This window comes from Burkholderia sp. FL-7-2-10-S1-D7, from assembly GCF_001524185.1.
Lineage (GTDB): Bacteria > Pseudomonadota > Gammaproteobacteria > Burkholderiales > Burkholderiaceae > Burkholderia > Burkholderia diffusa.
Map to the genome: position 1 here is coordinate 223,756 of NZ_LOWY01000015.1, position 21,075 is coordinate 244,830.

The 21,075-nt window shown below is 64.2% G+C and carries 17 protein-coding genes and 1 pseudogene; 12 read left to right on the top strand and 6 right to left on the bottom strand.

The genetic code is table 11. The annotated features are described in order from the left end of the window. Window positions 1-7: 7 nt before the first annotated feature. Genes ctaD through WS75_RS07685 form a run of 4 tightly spaced genes read left to right on the top strand, consistent with a single transcriptional unit; the run spans window position 8 to window position 3,433 of the window. Window positions 8-1,768: a cytochrome c oxidase subunit I gene (gene ctaD, locus WS75_RS07670; protein ID WP_059679941.1), complete on the top strand. Its 1,761-nt coding sequence runs from the start codon at window positions 8-10 to the stop codon at window positions 1,766-1,768. Then, window positions 1,765-2,379 (top strand): cytochrome c oxidase subunit 3, encoded by a 615-nt coding sequence (locus WS75_RS07675; protein ID WP_059679942.1) that lies wholly within the window; start codon window positions 1,765-1,767, stop codon window positions 2,377-2,379. The genes ctaD and WS75_RS07675 overlap by 4 nt, the downstream gene beginning before the upstream one ends. Then, complete coding sequence (locus tag WS75_RS07680; protein WP_059679943.1) at window positions 2,376-3,083, top strand: heme-copper oxidase subunit III family protein; 708 nt, start codon at window positions 2,376-2,378, stop codon at window positions 3,081-3,083. Before WS75_RS07675 ends, WS75_RS07680 begins: the two co-directional genes overlap by 4 nt. A gap of 8 nt (window positions 3,084-3,091) precedes the next feature. Further along, complete coding sequence (locus WS75_RS07685; RefSeq protein ID WP_059679944.1) at window positions 3,092-3,433, top strand: cytochrome C oxidase subunit IV family protein; 342 nt, start codon at window positions 3,092-3,094, stop codon at window positions 3,431-3,433. Window positions 3,434-3,565: 132 nt separating this feature from the next. Here the strand turns inward: WS75_RS07685 and WS75_RS07690 are convergent, their stop codons facing one another. Further along, a complete protein-coding gene (locus WS75_RS07690) occupies window positions 3,566-3,853 on the bottom strand; it encodes a hypothetical protein (RefSeq protein ID WP_059679945.1) in 288 nt (95 codons plus the stop codon). Between the two features lie 912 nt (window positions 3,854-4,765). Here WS75_RS07690 and WS75_RS07705 point away from each other — a divergent pair. Then, the gene (locus WS75_RS07705) at window positions 4,766-5,080 is read left to right on the top strand and encodes a hypothetical protein (RefSeq protein ID WP_059599695.1); all 315 of its coding nucleotides are present in this window, start codon (window positions 4,766-4,768) and stop codon (window positions 5,078-5,080) included. A gap of 271 nt (window positions 5,081-5,351) precedes the next feature. Here WS75_RS07705 and WS75_RS31645 read toward each other — a convergent pair whose 3' ends face one another. After that, on the bottom strand, window positions 5,352-5,576 hold the full coding sequence (locus WS75_RS31645) for a hypothetical protein (protein ID WP_082729526.1): 225 nt from the start codon (window positions 5,574-5,576) through the stop codon (window positions 5,352-5,354). 1,096 nt (window positions 5,577-6,672) lie between these two features. Here WS75_RS31645 and WS75_RS07710 point away from each other — a divergent pair. From WS75_RS07710 to WS75_RS07725, 5 genes are all read left to right on the top strand, one after another. Further along, entirely contained in the window at window positions 6,673-6,876 is a 204-nt protein-coding gene (locus WS75_RS07710; protein ID WP_059599712.1) for a cold-shock protein, read from the top strand. Window positions 6,877-7,579: 703 nt separating this feature from the next. Continuing rightward, window positions 7,580-7,864: a hypothetical protein gene (locus WS75_RS07715; RefSeq protein WP_059599697.1), complete on the top strand. Its 285-nt coding sequence runs from the start codon at window positions 7,580-7,582 to the stop codon at window positions 7,862-7,864. Window positions 7,865-8,142: 278 nt separating this feature from the next. After that, a complete protein-coding gene (rpsU, locus tag WS75_RS31655; RefSeq protein WP_082729527.1) occupies window positions 8,143-8,355 on the top strand; it encodes a 30S ribosomal protein S21 in 213 nt (70 codons plus the stop codon). A gap of 497 nt (window positions 8,356-8,852) precedes the next feature. Next, complete coding sequence (locus WS75_RS34480; RefSeq protein ID WP_082729528.1) at window positions 8,853-9,068, top strand: hypothetical protein; 216 nt, start codon at window positions 8,853-8,855, stop codon at window positions 9,066-9,068. An 89-nt stretch (window positions 9,069-9,157) separates the two neighbouring features. Next, the gene (locus tag WS75_RS07725) at window positions 9,158-9,442 is read left to right on the top strand and encodes a hypothetical protein (RefSeq protein WP_059679949.1); all 285 of its coding nucleotides are present in this window, start codon (window positions 9,158-9,160) and stop codon (window positions 9,440-9,442) included. Window positions 9,443-9,824: 382 nt separating this feature from the next. On the opposite strand, the gene WS75_RS07730 is transcribed toward WS75_RS07725, so the two are convergent. Both WS75_RS07730 and WS75_RS31665 read right to left on the bottom strand, forming a co-directional pair. Then, window positions 9,825-11,264 carry a DEAD/DEAH box helicase gene (locus tag WS75_RS07730; protein ID WP_059679950.1) on the bottom strand — a complete coding sequence of 480 codons (1,440 nt, stop codon included), beginning with the start codon at window positions 11,262-11,264 and terminating at the stop codon, window positions 9,825-9,827. 132 nt (window positions 11,265-11,396) lie between these two features. Next, window positions 11,397-11,722: pseudogene (locus WS75_RS31665) on the bottom strand (aldo/keto reductase); the annotation flags it as partial. Window positions 11,723-11,927: 205 nt separating this feature from the next. Between WS75_RS31665 and WS75_RS07740 the strand changes: the two are divergent. Beyond that, window positions 11,928-13,235, top strand: coding sequence for a dicarboxylate/amino acid:cation symporter (locus tag WS75_RS07740; protein WP_059679952.1), 1,308 nt, complete (start codon window positions 11,928-11,930; stop codon window positions 13,233-13,235). 13 nt (window positions 13,236-13,248) lie between these two features. Then, window positions 13,249-14,190, top strand: coding sequence for an amino acid ABC transporter substrate-binding protein (locus WS75_RS07745; RefSeq protein ID WP_059679953.1), 942 nt, complete (start codon window positions 13,249-13,251; stop codon window positions 14,188-14,190). 86 nt (window positions 14,191-14,276) lie between these two features. Here WS75_RS07745 and uvrA read toward each other — a convergent pair whose 3' ends face one another. Together uvrA and WS75_RS07755 are read right to left on the bottom strand one after the other, a co-directional pair. Next, window positions 14,277-20,171, bottom strand: a complete 5,895-nt coding sequence (uvrA, locus tag WS75_RS07750; protein WP_059679954.1) for an excinuclease ABC subunit UvrA — start codon at window positions 20,169-20,171, stop codon at window positions 14,277-14,279. Window positions 20,172-20,523: 352 nt separating this feature from the next. Next, window positions 20,524-20,832 carry an H-NS histone family protein gene (locus WS75_RS07755; protein WP_059679955.1) on the bottom strand — a complete coding sequence of 103 codons (309 nt, stop codon included), beginning with the start codon at window positions 20,830-20,832 and terminating at the stop codon, window positions 20,524-20,526. Window positions 20,833-21,075: the final 243 nt, after the last annotated feature.

Genomic DNA, 21,075 nt, shown 5'->3' on the forward strand with positions numbered 1-21,075 from the left:
AGACGCAATGCCCTACGCACACATCGATCACGTCCCGAAAAGCTTCTGGACCCGCTATGTCTGGAGCCAGGACCACAAGGTCATCGCCGTGCAGTATTCGCTGACGGCCATCGCCATCGGCCTGGTCGGCCTCGTCCTGTCGGACCTGATGCGATTGCAGCTCGGCTTTCCCGGCAAGTTCAGCTTCATCGACGCCAACCACTACTACCAGTTCGTCACCATGCACGGGATGATCATGGTGATCTACCTGCTGACCGCGTTGTTCCTGGGCGGCTTCGGCAACTACCTGATCCCGCTGATGCTGGGCGCGCGCGACATGGTTTTCCCGTTTCTAAACATGCTCAGCTACTGGGTCTACCTGCTGGCCGTGCTGGTGCTGGTGGCGAGCTTCTTCGTGCCGGGCGGACCGACCGGCGCGGGCTGGACGCTGTATCCGCCCCAGGCCATCCTGCCCGGCACGCCGGGCGTCGAATGGGGCATCGTGCTGATGCTCGTATCGCTCGCGATCTTCATCGTCGCGGCAACCATGGGTGGCCTGAATTACGTGACCACCACGCTGCAGGCCCGCACCCGCGGCATGACGCTCATGCGCATGCCGCTCACGGTGTGGGGCATCTTCATCGCAACCATCATGGCGCTGCTCGCGTTTCCGGCGCTCTTCGTGTCGGCGGTGATGATGCTGCTCGATCGAACACTCGGCACCAGCTTCTTCATACCGGCCGTGGTGTCGATGGGGCAATCGCTCAAGCATGCCGGCGGCAGCCCGCTGCTGTTCCAGCACCTGTTCTGGTTCTTCGGGCATCCGGAGGTCTACATCGTCGCGCTGCCGGCCTTCGGCATCGCGTCGGACCTCATCAGCACCCATGCGCGCAAGAGCATCTTCGGCTACCGGATGATGGTGTGGGCCATCGTCATCATCGGCGCACTGAGCTTCGTGGTCTGGGCGCACCACATGTTCATCGCCGGCATGGATCCGTACTTCGGCTTCTTCTTCGCGACCACCACGCTCATCATCGCCATCCCGACCGCCCTCAAGGTCTACAACTGGGTCCTGACGCTGTGGCGTGGCGATATCCACCTGACCGTGCCGATGCTGTTTGCCATCGGCTTCATCAGCACCTTCGTGCTGGGCGGGCTGACCGGGCTCTATCTCGGCAACGTGAGCGTGGACATTCCGCTGTCGAACACGTACTTCGTGGTGGCGCACTTCCATATGGTGATGGCCGTGTCGCCGATCCTGGTGGTGTTCGGCGGCATCTACCACTGGTATCCGAAGGTGACGGGCCGCATGCTCGACGACACGCTCGGGCGCGCGCACTTCTGGGCCACCTTCGTCGGCACCTACGCGATCTACTTCCCGATGCACTATCTCGGCATCCTCGGCATGCCTCGGCGGTATTACGCATACGAGGGTTACAGCTTCATTCCGCACTCGGCGCAGACGCTCAACACCTTCATCACCGTCGTCGCGCTGATCGTGGCGGTGGCGCAGTTGCTGTTCCTGTACAACCTCGCATGGAGCCTCGTGCGCGGCAAGCGTGCCGACGGCAACCCCTGGCGGGCCACCACGCTGGAATGGCAGACGCCGCAAACGCCGCCGACGCACGGCAACTGGGGCGCCGCGCAACCCGTCGTCTACCGTTGGGCGTACGAATACAGCCCGCCGGGACAAACGGAAGACTTCGTCCCGCAAAACCAGCCGCCCGCGACGGCACCGGAACCGGCACCGGCCCGCCCGACGCTTCAACCCGGCGAGGCACGCAAATGACCACGCTGCCGCGCACCTTCGTTCCCGACACGCCGCCGCCCGTCGTGCCGAATGCGAGCCGGATCGGCCTGATCGTGTTCATGGCCGTGGCAACGGCATTGTTTTCACTGCTGCTGCTCGCTTACGGCATGCGCATGCGCGAGCCCGACTGGCAGCCGATCCCGCATCCCGCGCTGCTGTGGTGGAACACCGGCGCGCTCGCGCTGGCAAGCGTTGCCATGCAGCGTGCCAGGCAGTTGACCGTGCACCGCATGGCGTGGCTGGTGTGCGGTGGTGTGCTGGCCGCCGTGTTCGTGATCGGGCAACTGATCGCGTGGCGCATGCTGTCGGCGGCCGGGCAGACCGCCATCGCCAATCCTTCCAACAGCTTCCTCTACCTGCTCACCGGCCTGCACGGATTGCACGTGCTCGGCGGCCTGGCGGCCTGGGCCGTGACGATTGCGCAACGCCGGCATGTGGACCCGTTCCGGGCTCAACGCGCCATTTCGCTGTGCTCCCTCTACTGGCATTTCCTGCTGGCGGTCTGGCTCGTGCTGCTGGCGGCGATGTGGTGGCTCACCCCCGCGATTGTCGCCGCCATCTGCGGGCCGCTATATGGAGCCGCGCCATGACCTCGCCTACGCTCCCGCCCAAATCCGCTGCCCCCCCGCCCGCCGACGCCGGCCCGGAAGGCTGGCGCGGCATCGTCACGGATTGGTCGGCCGACCGCGAAGCCTTCAAGGTGCCGTGGGGCAAGGCGATGATGTGGATCTTCCTGCTGTCGGACACCTTCGTCTTCAGCAGCTTCCTGATCGGCTACATGACGGTGCGCATGTCAACCACGGCGCCGTGGCCCGACACGTCCAAGGTGTTCGGGCTCACCGTGGCGGGCGTCGACGTGCCGTTGCTGCTGATCGCCATCATGACGTTCACGCTGATCACCAGCAGCGGCACCATGGCGATGGCCGTCAATTTCGGCTACCGGCGCAACGCGAGGCGCGCCGCCGCACTGTTGCTCGCGACCGCGCTGCTCGGCGTGACCTTCGTGTCGATGCAGGCCTTCGAATGGACCAAGCTGATCGTCCATGAAGGGATTCGCCCGTGGGGCAACCCGCTGGGCGCCACGCAGTTCGGCGCGTGCTTCTTCATGATCACCGGATTCCACGGCTTTCACGTGACCTGCGGGGTGGTCTACCTGCTGCTGATCGCGCGCAAGATCCTGCAGCCGGGGTTCACCGAGCACGGCAACTTCCAGATCGTCGAGATCGCCGGCCTGTACTGGCACTTCGTCGACCTGGTGTGGGTGTTCATCTTCGCGCTGTTCTATTTGTGGTGAGGCAGGCCATGGACCATACCGATCCCGCCGATCGACCCGACGCCGCGCACGGCCAGCAGCACCCGATCGGCATCTATCTGAAGATCTGGGGCCTGCTGTTCGTCCTGAGCACGTTGTCGTATCTCGTGGATTACTTCCACGTGCAGGGCCTGTTGCGATGGGTGCTGATCGTCGTGCTGATGATCGCCAAGGCCGGGCTGATCGTATCGATCTTCATGCACATGATGTGGGAGCGGCTGGCGCTGGTGTACGCGATCCTGATACCGCCGCTGTGCCTGCTGGTGCTCATGGTGCTGATGGCGGCCGAAGCGCATCACACCTTCGGGATGCGGGAACTGTTCTTTCGTTGACGACGCCCGACTGCTGTCACGCGATCGGGCAATCGTCCGCGAAAATCACTTCAAGAAGCACGTCGATAACGGCTCACCGGGCGCTCGCGAACATGCGCAGAAGAGGGCTCGCCTTGCATGGCCGTCGCACTTTCACAAGTCGACGACTGAAGCCCCGCTCACTTTCCCGTCGATGATGTCCTTTCCCTGCTGCCGGGCGGCGCGCCTCGCCACGCCAAAATCGGAGAAAGTGTCGGGCTGGTTCAGCCTGAAAACGCGGCTGGCAGGTGAGCCTTCCATCGCGGCCGGACGACATATTCGCACCGCAATGTCATACCCTTCGGCGTAACGGGAATGCCGGTCAAAGCGATCGAACGTGCGGGGGAAGACAAGAGGATGAAGTTCGTACCCCTTGTAGAGAAGAAACGGATATGTCGGCATGTTGGTCACTCCACACGGGGAAGCCCACTATACACGGGAACGGGCAACGCAGGACGGCCCGGCTCTTTCCGAACTGGCGCGACCGAAGGTGCCTTCGCGCGTATCGCGATCACCGGGTCTGCCAGCGGATCGCTACCCGCACATGACGCCGACTATCCGCCATCGAACCCGGCACACGCATGATCCGGATCCGCGATTGCTTGCCCTCTGCGTGCCTCCTCTCGAAGATCGTTATCACGTCATATGGCGCAATGTTCGATTCCTCGCGCGCTTCCGGCATGGTCGCTCGACGGCTTTCGCGCTACTCCCACGCGCCCTCGAGATTCGCACGCCGACTGCAACGGCGACATCGGATAAGCGTGCTTCGTCGCAGTCGAAATAAAGCGGTTGCCCGACCGGCGATGCGCGTATGATGGATTCATCCGAGCCCCGTTTGCAGATCGACTGCTCGCCCGCTCCAGATTGTGTCGTGCCCTTGTTTGCGCACCACATTTTCCTCTCTCATCACACCGTCGAGCCGTGCGACAGCCGCACAGCCCGGAATCGGCTCCTGCACCGCCTTTTGAGTGAACTCGAGAGATCCTGCGGGACAGAAAAACAAGATGCAATTCATCATCAACGGCGGCAAACATGAGCTGGTACTGCGAGGCGGAACGCGAATTGGTCCATATCAGACGAGCGATCGGACTGCTCGAGCAAGCACAACATGCGTTCGTCAACAAATCGTCTGTAAGTGATCCTGCGTATTGGAGAGTCAGGCTCGGTAAACTCCGCACGCAATCCGGGCAAAACAGGGTCCTCACGCTCCAGGTTGACGAGCTTTTTTCCCGCCTCGAGCGAATTCAGGATGCGCGCTGCGGCAAATAGCGAACTGTTCCGTCACCGTCATCGCTGAACCTTCGGAGCAATATCATGATCGACGCCAACCCGAGCAACACGTTTCGACACCTTCCCCTCTCGCCGGATCAGGACGCGGAAATCCGTCACTATATAAAGAAGAAGGAACAAAGAGGCGAGGAATGGGACACCCCTGAACTGGCGATGATGCTTGAAGACATGCTTTCCCCTCCGCCCAGCGAGGACGAGGAGCCAGAGCCTGCGGTCGAAGAAACGAAACTGGCCTGCGAGTATGCATTGGCATCGATCGACGAAGCCATGGACTCTGTTTCCGCAAGCGAAGAACGAATCGCCGCGGTGGAATCCGAGGAAATGAAGCATCCTCGATGATGGTGCCTCAGCGGCACCAACGTGCCACACCCGCGACATGACGATCACGAGCGAATGTCGCCTGAAGAAGCGCTCGTCGACGAACGCGACGAACGGCAGCGCCGCCCGATCCGTGCCCGAGATTTCGCGATCCTCGGGATGACATCGAGATGACCGGCAGCTCGACCGTTACCGCTGCGTAGCGGTCTATCGGTCGCTGAAAAGCAAGCGGCTCGATCGCGCATCAAACCGCCCACACGATTCTCACCAGCACCGGTTTCTCATGCGGGGATCAACCGCGTGTATCGACCCAGTTGCGTGCCCAGCGTGCCGAATGCAGAAGCGCCTGCTCTTCACTCGCGAAGTAATCGAGCGCGTAGAACTGGTAGCGGCCTTCTGTACGCGCGCAACCGGTGCGATCGAGCAGCAGATTGGATGAAAAAGTTCCATCGGGCAAACGATGCGCCGAAGGTTGAACTGCATAGCCGTAGTATAGCTGAACTTGTTTGTCGTGCATTTTAGTTTTAATGATGTTCGAGTTGGCGCGTTCCGTGCGAGACGTGCACGGGCGCACTGATTCAAAGTCACTTCGCGCCGGATCCAAAGCAAGCGGGAAGTGACAAAAAGGCGTTGCAGCCAGGTAGACGTGTGCAACGAGGTGTATGGCGTTCGGCACGCTGCGCAACGAGCAGAGATGCAACAGGTGCGCTCATACCAACTGGGGAGGGGCAAAGCGTCGCGAGCATGTGCTGCGACACGGCGCCCCTCACGGGAAGCCGGGGCTTCAGACCTCACGGAAGCTTGATGTTCGGCGCTAGCAGACCTTGTCGGTCTTGCTTCGCTCCGAAACGCGCCTTCCGATTTCCAGCCAGAGTCTTGAAGCCCGCCGCTCCAGCCTGGGGAGGCTGAACGTGCAGGTCGTCGCCGACCTCGTCGGGGGGGATGAAGCCAAAGCCGTTGCTATCGGTTGAACCACTCGACCGTACCGGAATCCATGAATAATCCTTGAGAGAGAAATACGAAGATCTGCCCTGCAAAAGAGGGCGCGAAGCATCAAGGAGGGAGAGGACAACGATACCGTTGGAAGGCGAGCAATTGATGTACAGCAATCGAACTTCTTGAACTTCGGACGACACACTAACCGCCGGGTCGCACCCAGGTCAACAAGTAACTTGTAACTGTTTCGCCAGCCAGTCAGTTCGACGGTCGAGACGATGTTGCCCCGCTTGGCGCGGCGCACCGCAAGATGCAGCAAAAACGGCCGCAGTGGTTGGTGCAAATCACGATTCCGCTATCCAGGTCGCGGGCGTCTTCCATTCTAGGCACACCCGTCTTCACAAACATTTGTGCCACGCTTGTGCCTCGACTCGACCGGCAACGCTCAATCCGGCTCGAAATCAACCAGAAACGGACAAGGGCCATGTTCCTCCCCTCGACCGAAAGCGCTTGACACCCTTCCTGACGGCGCGTACTGTCGGCGATGAAGTATTCAAGAAGCGCGATTGCTGCCCATCATTGACCGCGGCCCGCGGTATTCGTTGTCCTTTCCCTCCTTGATTATTTTCGGCGCCCATCGTCGGCGCATACATTCGTTCATTCTCAGGAGATCTAACATGGATACCGGTACCGTCAAGTGGTTCAACGATAGCAAGGGTTTTGGCTTCATCACGCCCGACAGTGGTGGTGACGATCTGTTCGCCCACTTCTCCGAGATTCGTGGCGATGGTTTCAAGAGTCTTGCCGAAGGGCAGAAGGTCAGCTACGAGGCCAAGACCGGCCCCAAAGGCCTGCAAGCAGCGAACATCACCCCGCTGTAACCTTCCTAAGCCCTCGCAGCCTCGCTCACGGAGCGGCGCGTCACTGTCGCCGCTCCGTTGCATCACGCACCTCCGTCGCGAACACGACACGTTTCGATGCAGGCCCGACCGGGCCATCCGTTTCGCATCGAGACATTGGATCTGCGTGCAACCTTATGCCCGTCACAATGCGCGTGTTCAGACGCGATCGGACAAACCATGCTCATCAGGTCGCGCAAGGCGCCTCCACGCGGCAAACAACCACCGATGTTGCCGAAGCTCGGCACGGCGTTGAACTGGGTGCCCCCCAAACCGTCTTCAGTCGCGAAATCGCATCAAAAGAAGCGCACGACGTCTCCGCGATAGCAATCGAGATCGCCGCTGCACAAGCAGCCGGTGCGGACGTGAAATGTGGTTTCGGCGTGAAGCGAAGCCGGCTTCGCAGCCCGACATCACACGCTGTGTGGCATCACCCTCGTGCGCTGTTGGATGCAATACGGAATAAGTTGAACGCCCGACAAACGATGCGCGTATGATGGGTTCATCCGAGCGATCACCCGCCCTCCGAGCGCTCCCCCTCCACCGCTTCCCGCTAGCTGCACCGCCCCGCCTCCGCGCTGCAACGTTACCCTCTTCAACCCGTCGGCCCGCCCTACGATGGACGGCGATCGGCCGGACAAGTTCGGCCGCGCCATTCGCTGTGGCCGAACGTCAGGAGCATGTCATGAGCACCCATTTCTACCGTGGATTCGAAATTCATCCACTGATTTACCAGCACGTTCCGGCGACGAGTGGCGCCCCGCACAACCATGATGCCGGCTTCGATGCGGCAGTCAGGATTTGTCTTCGCGATGCCACCGACACGATGACGCAAAGCCAGACTTTCAGGCTTCGCGACAATGCGCCGTTCGATACCGCCGGTGACGCACGTCGCGCATCGCTGCGCTATGCCGAGACCATCATCGACGACAATCGCGAAACACACGCGTTCCTCTCAAACGCAGGTTGAAGCAGCTCGCCATGTCGATGCGATCGACATCGACCAGGATAACGAAATGATCGCCGACGCACGCTGCTCGAATTGATCAGACTGCACGAGATCGCGCGGACCGACACGATCTCGCTTGCCGGCATCTCGCGTGCGGCGCTGTGTCGTCGGCAAACGCGCACATGGACGTAGCGGTACGTGCTCCTTCGATTGGCGCCGGACATTCGGAAGTCGAGTCCAAGCGCCGTCATCGCACGACCGGTCAATTTTTCATTCGAACACGCACAAACAGGACATCCGTGACGACCATCACATTGAAAGTCAACGAACCGATCGACGTCGCACTGCGGCGATTCCGTCGCAGCATCGAGAAAATAGGTTTGATTCGCGAGTTGCGCAGTCGAACCAGCTACGAAAAGCCCACGACGGAACGCAAGCGAAAAAAGGCCAGCGCCGTCTCACGGCAGCGCCTGCGGGCGAAGCGCATGTTACCGCCTCGGAAAATGTACTAGGGGGAACATGGTGTTCGGCCTGCCGGCCAACGTCCCTCCTTTTTTCACGCTGACGAAATGCGACGCAGATTTCGATCGGAAGAAGGACGGGGTGACGCGCTACTGCCGAACTTCCAATCGCTCGGATGTGCGTACACCAGCCGCAGCGGCCTGACCGGTCATGACGAACATTACCGTCCGGCCGCGCCATGGACGACTCCGCGCGCTCGGAACGGCTTCCTCACGTGGAAGACGACTCGCCGGCCCGCCCGCGAGGCGCGCTCGCGAATCGGTTGAGCCTGCGGCTGACGTGCATCCGATACCTCCGGAAGCACGTCTGACAGTAACCGCAATAGCATGAGGACGAGCATCCGGGCAACGGCAGCAAGCCAGCGAAACGAAGCGTTCATGGCAAGCTCGATGGTCGAAAATCGGGTGATACTTCATTGGGGCTGCCCCTCTTTCGCGCTGTGCCGTCGACAGCACAATTCGCGACAACCATGAATGTGGGGGGACTTATGCTCTTCAATTCGACTCGATTCCGAATCGATCCGACACCACGCAGGGCCGATCGGCAGTACGTCGCACACGTGCGGATTACGACGATACTTGTGGACGGAGCGGAGCGAGAGGTGCACGCTAGCGGGGATCTGGCTGCTTTCGAGCGGCGCGGTGATGCAGTTGCGTACGCAACCAAATGGGCGGAAGGATGGCTGACTTCACAGTTCGGTTGAAGACGGGCATGTCAACGCGCGAACGCGAAGCACTTGGCCGACGGGCTCCGATCAGCTGACGCCATCTCGAGAAAAAGGCAACGCCGGCGATGACAATCAACCAAAGCGCTATACCTCACTACGTCGTTCTTCTGGGCGGCTGGCGCCCCTATGTGTTGAATATGGAACGCATCGTTATCCGACGCGAAGCAAGTCGGTTGTTGCTTGCTTTTGCACGGACTCGTGGAAAACTCGAGCGTATCGACGGTGACGAATGGAACATGTTTTCCGACGCACAGAATCTTTCAGTGCTCGAACGCCGGGAGGCACGGTTCTACACACTGATAACAGGAACCGAGACCGAGCATCAGCTGCGGCTCCTTGCCATTCTCTGAGACCGGCGCTCCGGATGGAGCATGACACCCCGTACTACTGCAAGATGCCGAAGCGCGAAGACGACACCGGCGCAGCCTCCAAAGGATATGCCTTCGAACGGGGCGCCCGGCTCACGAACTTGTTTGACGTACATCAAAAAACTACGCTGCTTGACGTAGACCAACCGCGACATTACCCGTTAACTCAAGGCGGACCACTTGGCTTTCATCAAACGGGCCGCCCGAGATCGGACCATTCCGTCCACTTCAGGCAAGGTGCAGCATGAATTTTGTTTTGGTGGGCGCGTTGTTGTTCTGTGTAATCGTCGTCTTGTTTTGGGGCAACCCACGAGACGGCGACAAGTAGAACAGCGGCCAGCATGGCCCGCCCCCACCGTCAGCATCAGCGCGTACCGCGTCCACCCACGGGCTTGCCAGCCGGCTTCCGCGAGCCCGCCGCCGTCTTGCCGGCGGGTTTGCCACGCGGCTTTTGCACGCTGAACGGGCTACCGCTCGACAAGCTTGCCCCCTTGCCCGCAGCCGCGCCGCGCTGCCCCGCGGGCTTGCGCTTGCCTTCTCCACCTGTCGGTCGCGGCTTCTTGCCGGCCGCCGGCATTGCACCCGCCGCCGCTTGCGGCACCTTGGGCTTCTTCGGCTTTTTGGGTTTCTTGATGATCTGACCCGTCGCGCTGGTTTCCGGCACGCGGTGTTCGGCTTCGAAACCCGGCTCTTCCTCACGGCGCAGTGTCTGCCGGATCAGCGCTTCGATCGCCGCCAGTTGCGGTGCTTCATCGGCACACACGAGCGACACCGCCACGCCGCTCGCGCCCGCGCGACCGGTACGGCCGATACGGTGCACGTAGTCTTGCGCGACGATCGGCAGATCGACGTTGATCACGAGCGGCAGGTCGTCGATATCCAGCCCGCGCGCGGCCACATCGGTCGCGACGAGCATCTGCACCTCGCCCGTCTTGAAGCGCTCGAGCGCCCGCAGGCGCGCAGGTTGCGGCTTGTCGCCGTGAATGGTGTCGACCGCATAACCCGCATCGTTCAGCATGGCCGCCAGGTAATCCACGCCATTGCGGGTCTTGACGAACACCAGCGCGTGGTCCCAGTTGTTCTCTGCCACCAGATGCATGAAGAGGTCAGGCTTGTTCCGCTTGTCCACCGGCACCACCCACTGCTTGATCTTGCTGGCGGTTACATTGGGCGGGCTGACGCTGATATCGACCGGACTGCGCAGAATGCTCGCCGCCATCGCGCGGATGTCGTCGGTAAACGTCGCGGAGAACAGCAGCGTCTGGCGCTGCACTGGCAACGCGGCGAACACGGCGTTGAGTTCGCGTGCGAAGCCCAGATCCAGCATGCGGTCGGCTTCATCCAGCACCAGCGTCTGGACTTGATCGAATTGCACGGCGTTCTGGCGATTGAGGTCCAGCAGACGGCCCGGCGTGGCGACGAGCACATCCACGCCCTTGCGCAACTTCATCATCTGCGGATTGATGCTCACGCCGCCATAGGCGGCCAGAAACCGCAAGTCGAGGCCCTTGCCGTACTCGACGAAACTCTGGAGCACCTGTTCAGCCAGTTCGCGCGTGGGCACCAGCACCAGCACGCGCGCGCGGTTGCTGGACACCGCCGGCCCGTGCTGAACCAGCCGTTGCAGCAGCGGCAGCGCGAAACCCGCCGTCTTGCCGGTGCCGGTCTGTGCCGCAGCCATGACGTCCTTGCCGCTGAGCACAGCGGGAATCGCCTTGGCCTGCACCGGCGTGGGTGTCTGGTAATTGAGGCCCTGCAGATTACGCAGCAAGGGATCGATCAGGCCTAGCGAGGCAAAAGACATGGACGGTGTTCCGGGCTAAAACCGCAATTCTAGCGGTTGCCGCGATGATCGCGACGCGCGGATACCCGGTGCGGGGCGGCATTCCGCGTCGGGCGATCCCTTCGGGCATGACACGGGTCGACGTCGGCTGCCCTATTTCGACACGGCACGCGCGAAAGGCCGCGGCAGCCCGCCCGCCGCCTGACGATCGATCATCCAGCCGGGATAGTCGGGAGGCAACGCGCTCACGGCATCGAGATGCGCAAGCTCGGTCTCCGTCAGGACGACGTCGACCGCGCCGAGATTGTCTTCGAGCTGTTGGCGCGTTTGGCGCATTTGGCGCCGATGATGACGCTCGTGACATGCGGCTTGCCGAGCAGCCACGCGAGCGCGATCCGGGCGACCGACACGCCTCGTGCGTCCGCGATCGCACGCATCGCTGCAACGCACGGCCAGGCGCACTCGAGATCGACCAGCGGAACGGTATGCTGCTCCGCACAAAAACGGACACCGGGTTGCGCCGCCCGCTGGCACCGCAGCGCCACCGGTGCAATCTTTTTGGAGGCAATCGGTCGCGACGCGGCGCTAGCGCAAACCCGCCCCCGGTTGCACTGTTCATCGTCGTTTGCGTCCTGTATCGTCCTTCCATCCCCGGTTGCGGAACCGGTGCATGGGAGGCTCACGATGCAGAAAAAAAATGCTGCAGCCGTCTGGATCCTGATCGCGATGGTGGCAGGCATCCTGATCGGCTACATGATCTTCACGAGCTTTCCTGACAAAAAGGCCACCGCCGAGATCGCCGGATACATCTCGCTCATCTCAGAGGTGTTCCTGCGCCTGATCAAGATGGTGATCGGGCCGCTCGTCTTCTCCACGCTGGTCGTCGGCATCGCGCACATGGGCGACGCGGCATCGGTCGGGCGCGTGTTCGTGAAGGCGTTCGGCTGGTTCGTCACCGCGTCGCTGATCTCGCTGCTGCTCGGCCTGTTCATGGCGAACCTGCTGCGGCCCGGCGACAACCTCGGCTTGCCGCTGCCGGACATCGGCGCATCGGCGAATCTCGCGACCTCCAAGTTCACGCTCAAGGATTTCGTCGGCCACATGGTGCCGAGGTCGTTCGCCGAGGCGATGAGCAACAACGAGATCCTGCAGATCGTCGTGTTCTCGATGTTCTTCGGCGTGGCGCTCGCCGCGCTCGGCGAACGCGGCAAGATCCTCGTGGCCGCGATCGACCAGCTGTCGCACGTGATGCTCAAGATCACCGGCTACGTGATGAAGCTCGCACCGCTCGCGGTGCTGGCCGCGATGGCCGCGACCGTCGCGGTCAACGGGCTGTCGGTGTTGCTGAAGTTCGCGGTGTTCATGGGCGACTTCTACGTGAGCCTGTTCCTGCTCTGGACATTGCTCGTCTGTGCGGGGCTGCTGTTCCTCGGCCGGCGCGTATTCAAGCTGCTGGTGCTGATCCGGGAAGCGTTCATGCTGTCGTTCGCGACCGCCAGCTCCGAAGCCGCGTATCCGAAGATCCTCGATGCGCTCGACCGTTTCGGCGTGCGCCGCAAGATCTCGAGCTTCGTGATGCCGATGGGCTATTCGTTCAATCTCGACGGCTCGATGATGTACTGCACCTTCGCGGCGCTGTTCATCGCGCAGGCGTACAACATCCACCTGTCGCTCGGCACGCAGATCACGATGCTGCTGGTCCTGATGCTGACGTCGAAGGGGATGGCCGGCGTGCCGCGCGCGTCGCTCGTCGTGATCGCCGCCACGCTGCACCAGTTCGGGCTTCCGGAAGCCGGGCTGCTGCTGATCCTCGGTGTCGACACGTTCCTCGACATGGGCCGCTCGGCCACCAACGCGGTGGGCAACTCGATCGCCAGCGCCGTGGTCGCGAAGTGGGAAGGCCAGCTCATGTCCGAGGCGGAAGCCGAGGCCAACCTGGCGCGCATCGAAGCGGAGCAGGAAGGGACGATCGCGCATCCGGCGGATGTCTGACGGAGGCCCGACGATGAAGATGCAGCGATTCTGGCGTGCGCTCGCGCTCGCAGGCCTGCTTGCCGCGTGCGCGGCCGCGCACGCGGAAGATGCGCCGTCCCCGACGCCTCGCGTCGAGCCGTTCGCCCCGGCCCAACTGACCGGCACGCTCGCGAAGGTGCGCAGCAGCGGCACGATCGCGCTCGGCTATCGCGACGCGTCGATCCCGTTCTCGTACCTGAATGCGCGCAAACAGCCGATCGGTTATTCGATCGAGCTCTGCAAGGCGCTCGTGTCGTCGATCGAGGATGCGGTCAACAGGAGCCTGACGATCCGCTGGGTGCCGGTCACTTCCGACAACCGCATCGACGCGGTGGTCAACGGCACGGTCGATCTGGAATGCGGCTCCACGACGAGCAACCTGGAGCGCCAGAAGCGTGTGGCGTTCTCGCCGATCATCTTCGTGGCCGGCACGAAGGTGATGGTGAAGCGAGGCTCGCCGATCCGCTCGTTCCGTGATCTCGCGGGCAAGAAGGTCGCGGTGACGGCCGGCACGACCAACGAGAAGGCGCTCCGCGACCTGGACGCGCGGTTCAGGCTCGGGATCCAGCTGCAGGTGGTGCCGGACCATGCGCAGGGCTTCGCGCTCGTCGCGAATGGTCAGGCCGATGCGTTCGCGACGGACGACGTGCTGCTGTACGGCCTGATTGCCGAGAATGCGGGCAAGGGTGGCCAGTACGACGTGGTTGGCGATTTCCTGTCATACGACCCGTACGGAATCATGTTCCGCAAGGACGATCCGCAGCTCGCGCAGGTCGTGAAGAGCACGTTCGAGGAACTGGCCGTCGACGGCGAGATCACGCGTCAGTACAAGCGCTGGTTCCTGCGTCCGCTTCCGTCGGGCATGAGCCTCAACCTGCCGATGAGCCCGCAACTGGAGACCATCATCGAGACGATCGGCGTCAAGGGCGAATGAGATTGCGCGGCTGACCGCACGGACGAATGCAAAAGCGGCCCCGGTGCCTGACCAGACACCGGGGCCGCTCACATGACGCACCGCGTTCAACCGACCCGCGCTTCTCCCTGCCGCGCCGCCTCACCGTCTTCCGTCGCCGTTCGCGCCAGCACGGGCTTGAGCGCCTGCCCGGTATGGCTCGCCTTCACCTGCGCGAGCCCTTCGGGCGGCGCCGCCGCGACGATCGTGCCGCCGCCCACGCCGCCTTCCGGGCCGAGATCGATGATCCAGTCGGCTTCCGCGATCACGTCGAGGTCGTGCTCGATCACGACGACGCTATGCCCGCCGTCGACCAGCCGGTGCAGCACGCGGATCAGTTTCGCGACGTCGGCCATATGCAGACCGACTGTCGGCTCGTCGAGCACATACAGCGTATGCGGCGCCTTCTGGCCGCGCCGCGTGATGTCGTCGCGCACCTTCGTGAGCTCGGTCACGAGCTTGATCCGCTGCGCCTCGCCGCCGGACAGCGTCGGCGACGGCTGGCCGAGCGTCAGATAGCCGAGGCCGACGTCCTTCATCAGCTGCAGCGGATGCGCGATGTTCGAAATCGGCGCGAAGAACTCCACCGCTTCGTCGATTTCCATCGTCAGCACGTCGCCGATATTCCGGCCGCGCCACGTGACCGCGAGCGTTTCCGGATTGAAGCGCTGCCCGTGGCACACGTCGCACGGCACCTTCACGTCGGGCAGGAAGCTCATTCCGATCGTGCGCACGCCTTGCCCTTCACAGGCCGGGCACCGCCCGTCGCCGGTGTTGAACGAGAAACGCGACGCCGTGTAGCCGCGCGCACGCGCTTCCAGCGTATCGGCGAACAGCTTGCGGATCGTGTCCCACACGCCGATGTAGGTGGCCGGGCACGAGCGCGGTGTCTTGCCGATCGGCGTCTGGTCGACTTCGAGCACGCGGTCGATCTGCTCCCAGCCGCTCAGCGACTCGCAGCCCTGCCACGCATGCGTGACGTTCAGCGACGGCCGCGGCGCGCTGCGCGCGAGCACGCTCGAGCGGCGGTTGGTGGCCGGCGCATCCTGCTGCGCGGCCTTGCGCGCGCGCCGCGTGGCCGGCGACGACAGCACCGAGCGGCCGACCGCGTCGAGCAGGTTCGTCATCAGCACGTCGCGCGCGAGCGTCGACTTGCCCGAACCGCTGACGCCCGTCACCGCGACGAGCCGCGCGAGCGGAATGCCGACCGTGACGTCGCGCAAGTTGTGCAGCGTCGCGCCATGTACGGTCAGCCAGCCCTCCGGCACCGCCGGTGCGCCCTTCTTGCCCGCGAGGCTCACCGCACGGCGCGGTTGCAGCGGGTGCGTCATCGGGTGCGCGAGCAGGCGCCCCGTCACCGAATCCGGCTGTGCGGCCAGATCGGCGACCGCCCCTTCGGCGACCAGCGTGCCGCCGCGCTTGCCGGCGCCCGGGCCCACGTCGATGATGTGATCGGCGCGGCGAATCGTGTCCTCGTCGTGCTCGACGACGACGAGCGTGTTGCCCTTGTCCCCGAGCTTGCGCAGCGCGTCGAGCAGGATCTGGTTGTCGCGCGGATGCAGGCCGATCGTCGGCTCGTCGAGCACGTAGCACACGCCCTGCAGGTTGCTGCCGAGCTGCGCCGCGAGCCGGATGCGCTGCGCTTCGCCGCCCGACAGGCTCGGCGCCGCACGATCGAGGCTCAGGTAGCCGAGCCCGACTTCCTCGAGAAACGCGAGGCGGCTGCCGATCTCGCTGACGATGTCGCGCGCGATCTGCGCGTCGCGACCGGTCAGTTCCAGCGCGTCGATCCAGCGGCGCGTATCGGACACCGTCCACTGCGCAACCTCGACGATCGGATGCGCGTCGAACGTGACCGCGCGCGCGGACGGATTCAGGCGCGTGCCGCCGCAATCCGGACACGGCTCGTTGCCGACGCCTTCCGGTTCCTGCTCGTCTGACGGCAACGTCTGCTCGCGGCCGCGATCGTCCCCGGCGAGCACGGTATCGTCGTATGCTGCGCGCTGCTCGCGCGTGAGCGTGACCCCGGTGCCGACGCAGGTCGTGCACCAGCCGTGCTTGCTGTTGTACGAGAACATCCGCGGATCGAGTTCCGGGTAGCTCGTGCCGCACACCGGGCACGCGCGCTTGACCGACAGCACCTTGATCTCGCCGACGCGCGCGGTCGAATGATCGTTCTGCATCGCGTGGTGCAGCCCGTCGAGCGGCGCGAGCAGGTGCATCACGCCCTTGCCGAGCTCGAGCGTCTCGTCGAGCACGCGCCGCAACTCGGCCTCGTTGTCCGGCGACACGACGATGTCGGCCACCGGCAATTCGATCGTGTGCTCGCGGAAGCGGTCGAGCTTCGGCCACGGATCGACCGTCACGAACTCGCCGTCCACGCGCAGATGCGTGCTGCCGCGCGCCTTCGCCCACTTCGCGAGATCGGTATAGACGCCCTTGCGGTTGACGACGAGCGGCGCGAGCAACCCGACGTGCTCGCCGCGATGGTCGCGCAGCAGCTGCGCCGCGATCGATTCGACGGTTTGCGACGTGACGGGCGTGCCGTCGTGGATGCAATGCTGCAGGCCAAGCTTCACGTACAGCAACCGCAGGAAGTGCCAGACTTCGGACGTGGTCGCGACCGTGCTCTTGCGCCCGCCTCGCGACAGCCGCTGCTCGATCGCCACCGTCGGCGGAATGCCGTACACCGCATCGACTTCAGGCCGCCCGGCCGGCTGCACGATCGAGCGTGCATACGCGTTCAGCGATTCGAGGTAGCGGCGCTGGCCTTCATGGAACAGGATGTCGAACGCGAGCGTCGACTTGCCGGACCCCGACACGCCGGTGATTACATTGAACTTGCCATGCGGGATGTCGACGTCGAGCGCCTTCAGGTTGTGCTCGCGCGCGTTGACGATCCGCACGACGTCCTCGCCCTCGATCGCGCGCCGCTCACGGGCGGCGTTCAGCACGGCCTGCAGCGGCACGCCTTCGTCGGCGAGCGCGGTTTCGCCGTCCATCGCGCGGTCGTACTGCAGCAGCGCGACGCCGGTGTGCGATTGCGCGCACGCCTTCACGTCGTCGGGCGTGCCCGCGCACAGCACGAGGCCGCCGCCGTCGCCGCCCTCCGGGCCGAGATCGATCAGCCAGTCGGCCGCGCGGATCACGTCGAGGTTGTGCTCGATCACGATCAGCGAATGTCCGGCCGCGAGCAGCTTGCCGAACGCCTGCATCAGCTTCGCGATGTCGTCGAAGTGCAGCCCGGTGGTCGGCTCGTCAAACATGAACAGCTTCGCGCGCGCGATGCGCGCCTCCTCGCTCGCGACCCGGCGCCCGCCCGCAGCCGCCGCCGATTCGGCGAGGAAGCCGGCCAGCTTCAGCCGCTGCGCTTCGCCGCCCGACAGCGTCGGCACCGGCTGGCCGAGCTTCACGTATTCGAGGCCAACGTCGACGATCGGCTGCAGCACGCGCAGCACCTCGGCATCGGCCGCGAAGAACGCGGCCGCTTCGCTGACGGTCAGGTCGAGCACGTCGGCGATGTTCAGCGCGCGGCCGTCGCGCTCGATGCGCACTTCGAGAATCTCCGCGCGGTAGCGGCTGCCGTCGCAATCCGGGCAGCGCAGATAGACGTCGCTCAGGAACTGCATCTCGATGTGCTCGAAGCCCGATCCGCCGCAGGTCGGGCAACGACCGTCGCCCGAGTTGAAGCTGAACGTGCCGGCGCCGTAGCCGCGTTGCAGCGCGAGCGGCGCCTTCGCGAACAGCTTGCGGATCTCGTCGAACGCGCCGACGTAGCTGGCCGGGTTCGAGCGCGTGGTCTTGCCGATCGGCGATTGATCGACGAACACGACGTCGCCGACCTGGTCGGCGCCCGTGAGATTGCGGAACGCGCCGGGCGACTCGGTCGCCTTGCCGTGATGGCGCGCCATCGCGGAATAAAGCACGTCCTGCAGCAGCGTCGACTTGCCGGACCCCGACACGCCCGTCACGCATACGAGCCGCTGCAGCGGAATCTCGACCGTCACGTCGCGCAGGTTGTGCTCGGTCGCGCCTTCGAGCACGATGCGCGGCGTGTTCGCGTCCACCGGGCGGCGCGCCCAGTTCGACGCATGCGCGACGTGCTTGCGGCCGCCAAGATACTCGCCCGTCAGCGTGTGCGCGGAACGGATGTCGCCCGGCGTGCCGTCGTAGACGATCGTGCCGCCGCGCTCGCCGGGGCCCGGACCCATGTCGATCAGCCGGTCTGCCGCGAGCATCACCGACGGATCGTGTTCGACCACGACCAGCGTATTGCCCGCGTCGCGCAGCCGCTGCATCGCCTCGACGATCCGCGTGAGATCTCGTGGATGCAGCCCGATGCTCGGTTCGTCGAGCACGAACAGGGTTTTCGTGAGCGACGTGCCGAGTGCCGTCGTCAGGTTGATCCGCTGCACCTCGCCGCCCGACAGCGTGCGGCTTTGCCGGTCGAGCGTCAGGTAGCCGAGCCCCACGTCGCACAGGTATTTGAGGCGCGTGCGCACCTCGGCGAGCAGCAGCTTCAATGCATCGTCGAGCAGCGCGCTCGGCAGCGTGATCTCGTCGAAGAAACGGCGAATGCGCTCGATCGGCAGCAGCATCAGGTCATGCACCGTCAGGCCCGGCAGCGCCTCGAGCTGCGCGCGCGTCCAGTCGACGCCGCGCGGCATGAAGCGATTCGCGGGCGCCAGCACCGTATCGGCGTTCGCCTTCGAGCCGAGCCGCCACTGCAGCGATTCCGTCTTCAGGCGCGCGCCGCCGCAAACCTCGCACGGCGTGTAGCTGCGGTACTTCGACAGCAGCACGCGGATATGCATCTTGTACGCTTTCGATTCGAGATAGCCGAAGAAGCGTTTCACGCCGTACCACTGGCTCTGCCACTTGCCGTTCCAGTCCGGCGAGCCGTTGATCACCCAGTCGCGCTCGGCGTCGGTCAGGTCGGACCACGGCGTATCGCGGCGGATGTCCGCCTTCGCCGCGTAGCGCATCAGGTCGTCTTGGCACTCCTTCCAGGCGGGCGTCTGCATCGGCTTGATCGCGCCGCCGCGCAGCGTCTTGCGCGCGTCGGGGATCACGAGGCCGAGATCGACGCCGATCACGCGGCCGAAGCCGCGGCAGGTCTCGCATGCGCCGTAGGCCGAGTTGAACGAGAACAGCGCCGCCTGCGGCTCCGCGTAGCGCAGGTCGCTGTCGGGGTCGTGCAGCCCGGTGGAGAACCGCCACACCTGCGGCTCGGCGAGCGCGTTTTCCGCTTCCGGCGCGAGCACGTACACGTTCACGCGGCCGCCGCCGCGCTTCAGCGACGCCTCGATCGCCTCGACCACGCGCACCTTGTCGGCCTGCTGCACGCGGAAGCGGTCGGCCACCACGTCGAGCACCTTGCGCGGGCCCGTGGGCGACGCGACTTCACGCTGCGCCTGCACGCGCGTGTAGCCGCTCGCGGACAGCCACTGCGCGACTTCATCTTCGGACGCGCTTTCCGGCAGCTCGACCGGGAACGTGACGACGACACGCGGGTCGTCGGCGCGCGTGCGCTCGACGAGTTCCGCGTAGATCGTCTCGGGTGTGTCATGCCGCACCTGCCGCGCGGTCTGGCGGTCGAACAGTTCGGCCGCGCGCGCGTACAGCAGCTTCAGGTGATCGTTGAGCTCGGTCATCGTGCCGACGGTCGAGCGCGAACTGCGGACCGGGTTGGTCTGGTCGATCGCGATCGCGGGCGGCACGCCGTCGACGCGCTCGACCTGCGGGCGGTCCATCCGGTCGAGGAATTGCCGCGCATAGGCGCTGAAGGTTTCGACGTAGCGCCGCTGGCCTTCCGCGTACAGCGTGTCGAACACCAGGCTCGACTTGCCGGAGCCCGACGGGCCGGTGACGACCGTCATTTCGCCGGTGCGCAGGTCGAGATCGAGGTTCTTGAGGTTGTGCTGACGCGCTCCGCGAATGCGGATCAGATTGCTGGATGACAATTTGCCTGCCCGTCTGGATGAGTTAGCCGGAATTCACGGTGCCGGAACGCTGCGGCGGATGCCCGCAGTCGCGGCGCACGTGCCGCACGGGTCATGCCCGCGCCGCTCGAGTTCGACGGATACTATACTGTATATTCATACAGTTTTCCACGGGCAGGCCGAGCGGCGTGCGCCGTCGACGTCTGCTCCCGGGGCAAACCGCGGCTCACCGCCGCCCGCCATCGCCTCGATCCATTTGGCTTCCAGGGTGGCCTTGGAGGTCGCGGGCAAGCCGGCCCGCTCGTCGCCAGGGTCCTGGCGAAGCACGGGCCGACGGACGCCTCCAATTTATGGGCATCGCGCAATGTCGCGGTCAACCCTCCTCACGTTCGATCAGGAAGCGCTCGCGGCGCTTCCCCTTGATCCATGCCGGCTCGCGTCCCCGGCCGGACCACGTCGCCCCGGTGTTCGGATCGCGGTACTTCGGCGCGATGGCAGCCGTTTTTCGCGCCACCCTTGCGGCACTGCCCTGACGGCCGAATATCTGTCTCGGGGTCAACCCATATTCGGCGACACGGGTACGGACCTCCTGCAGCACGGTCTCGAGTTCAGCCTGTCGCGCTTCCTCGGCACGTTTCATCAGTTCATCGGCTTGCGCCTTCAATTCGCGATAGCCTGACATCCCTTTCCTCCAAATTGCTCCGGCGCCATGAAAAACCGAACGGGACGCCAGCCCCGAACGGTTCGTTGTGTTGTCAACGAGTGGTGTCACGCTCCTGCGCTCGACGCGGCACGAGGCGTGTCTTCCTACGTATCGGATGCGTCGGCGATACGCGCGCGCGCGTCGTTCAGAACGGCAGCTCGACGTCCGGCTTCGCGGCCGTCAGCACGCGGCGGAAATCCGCCTGGATGCGCTCGAGTCCTT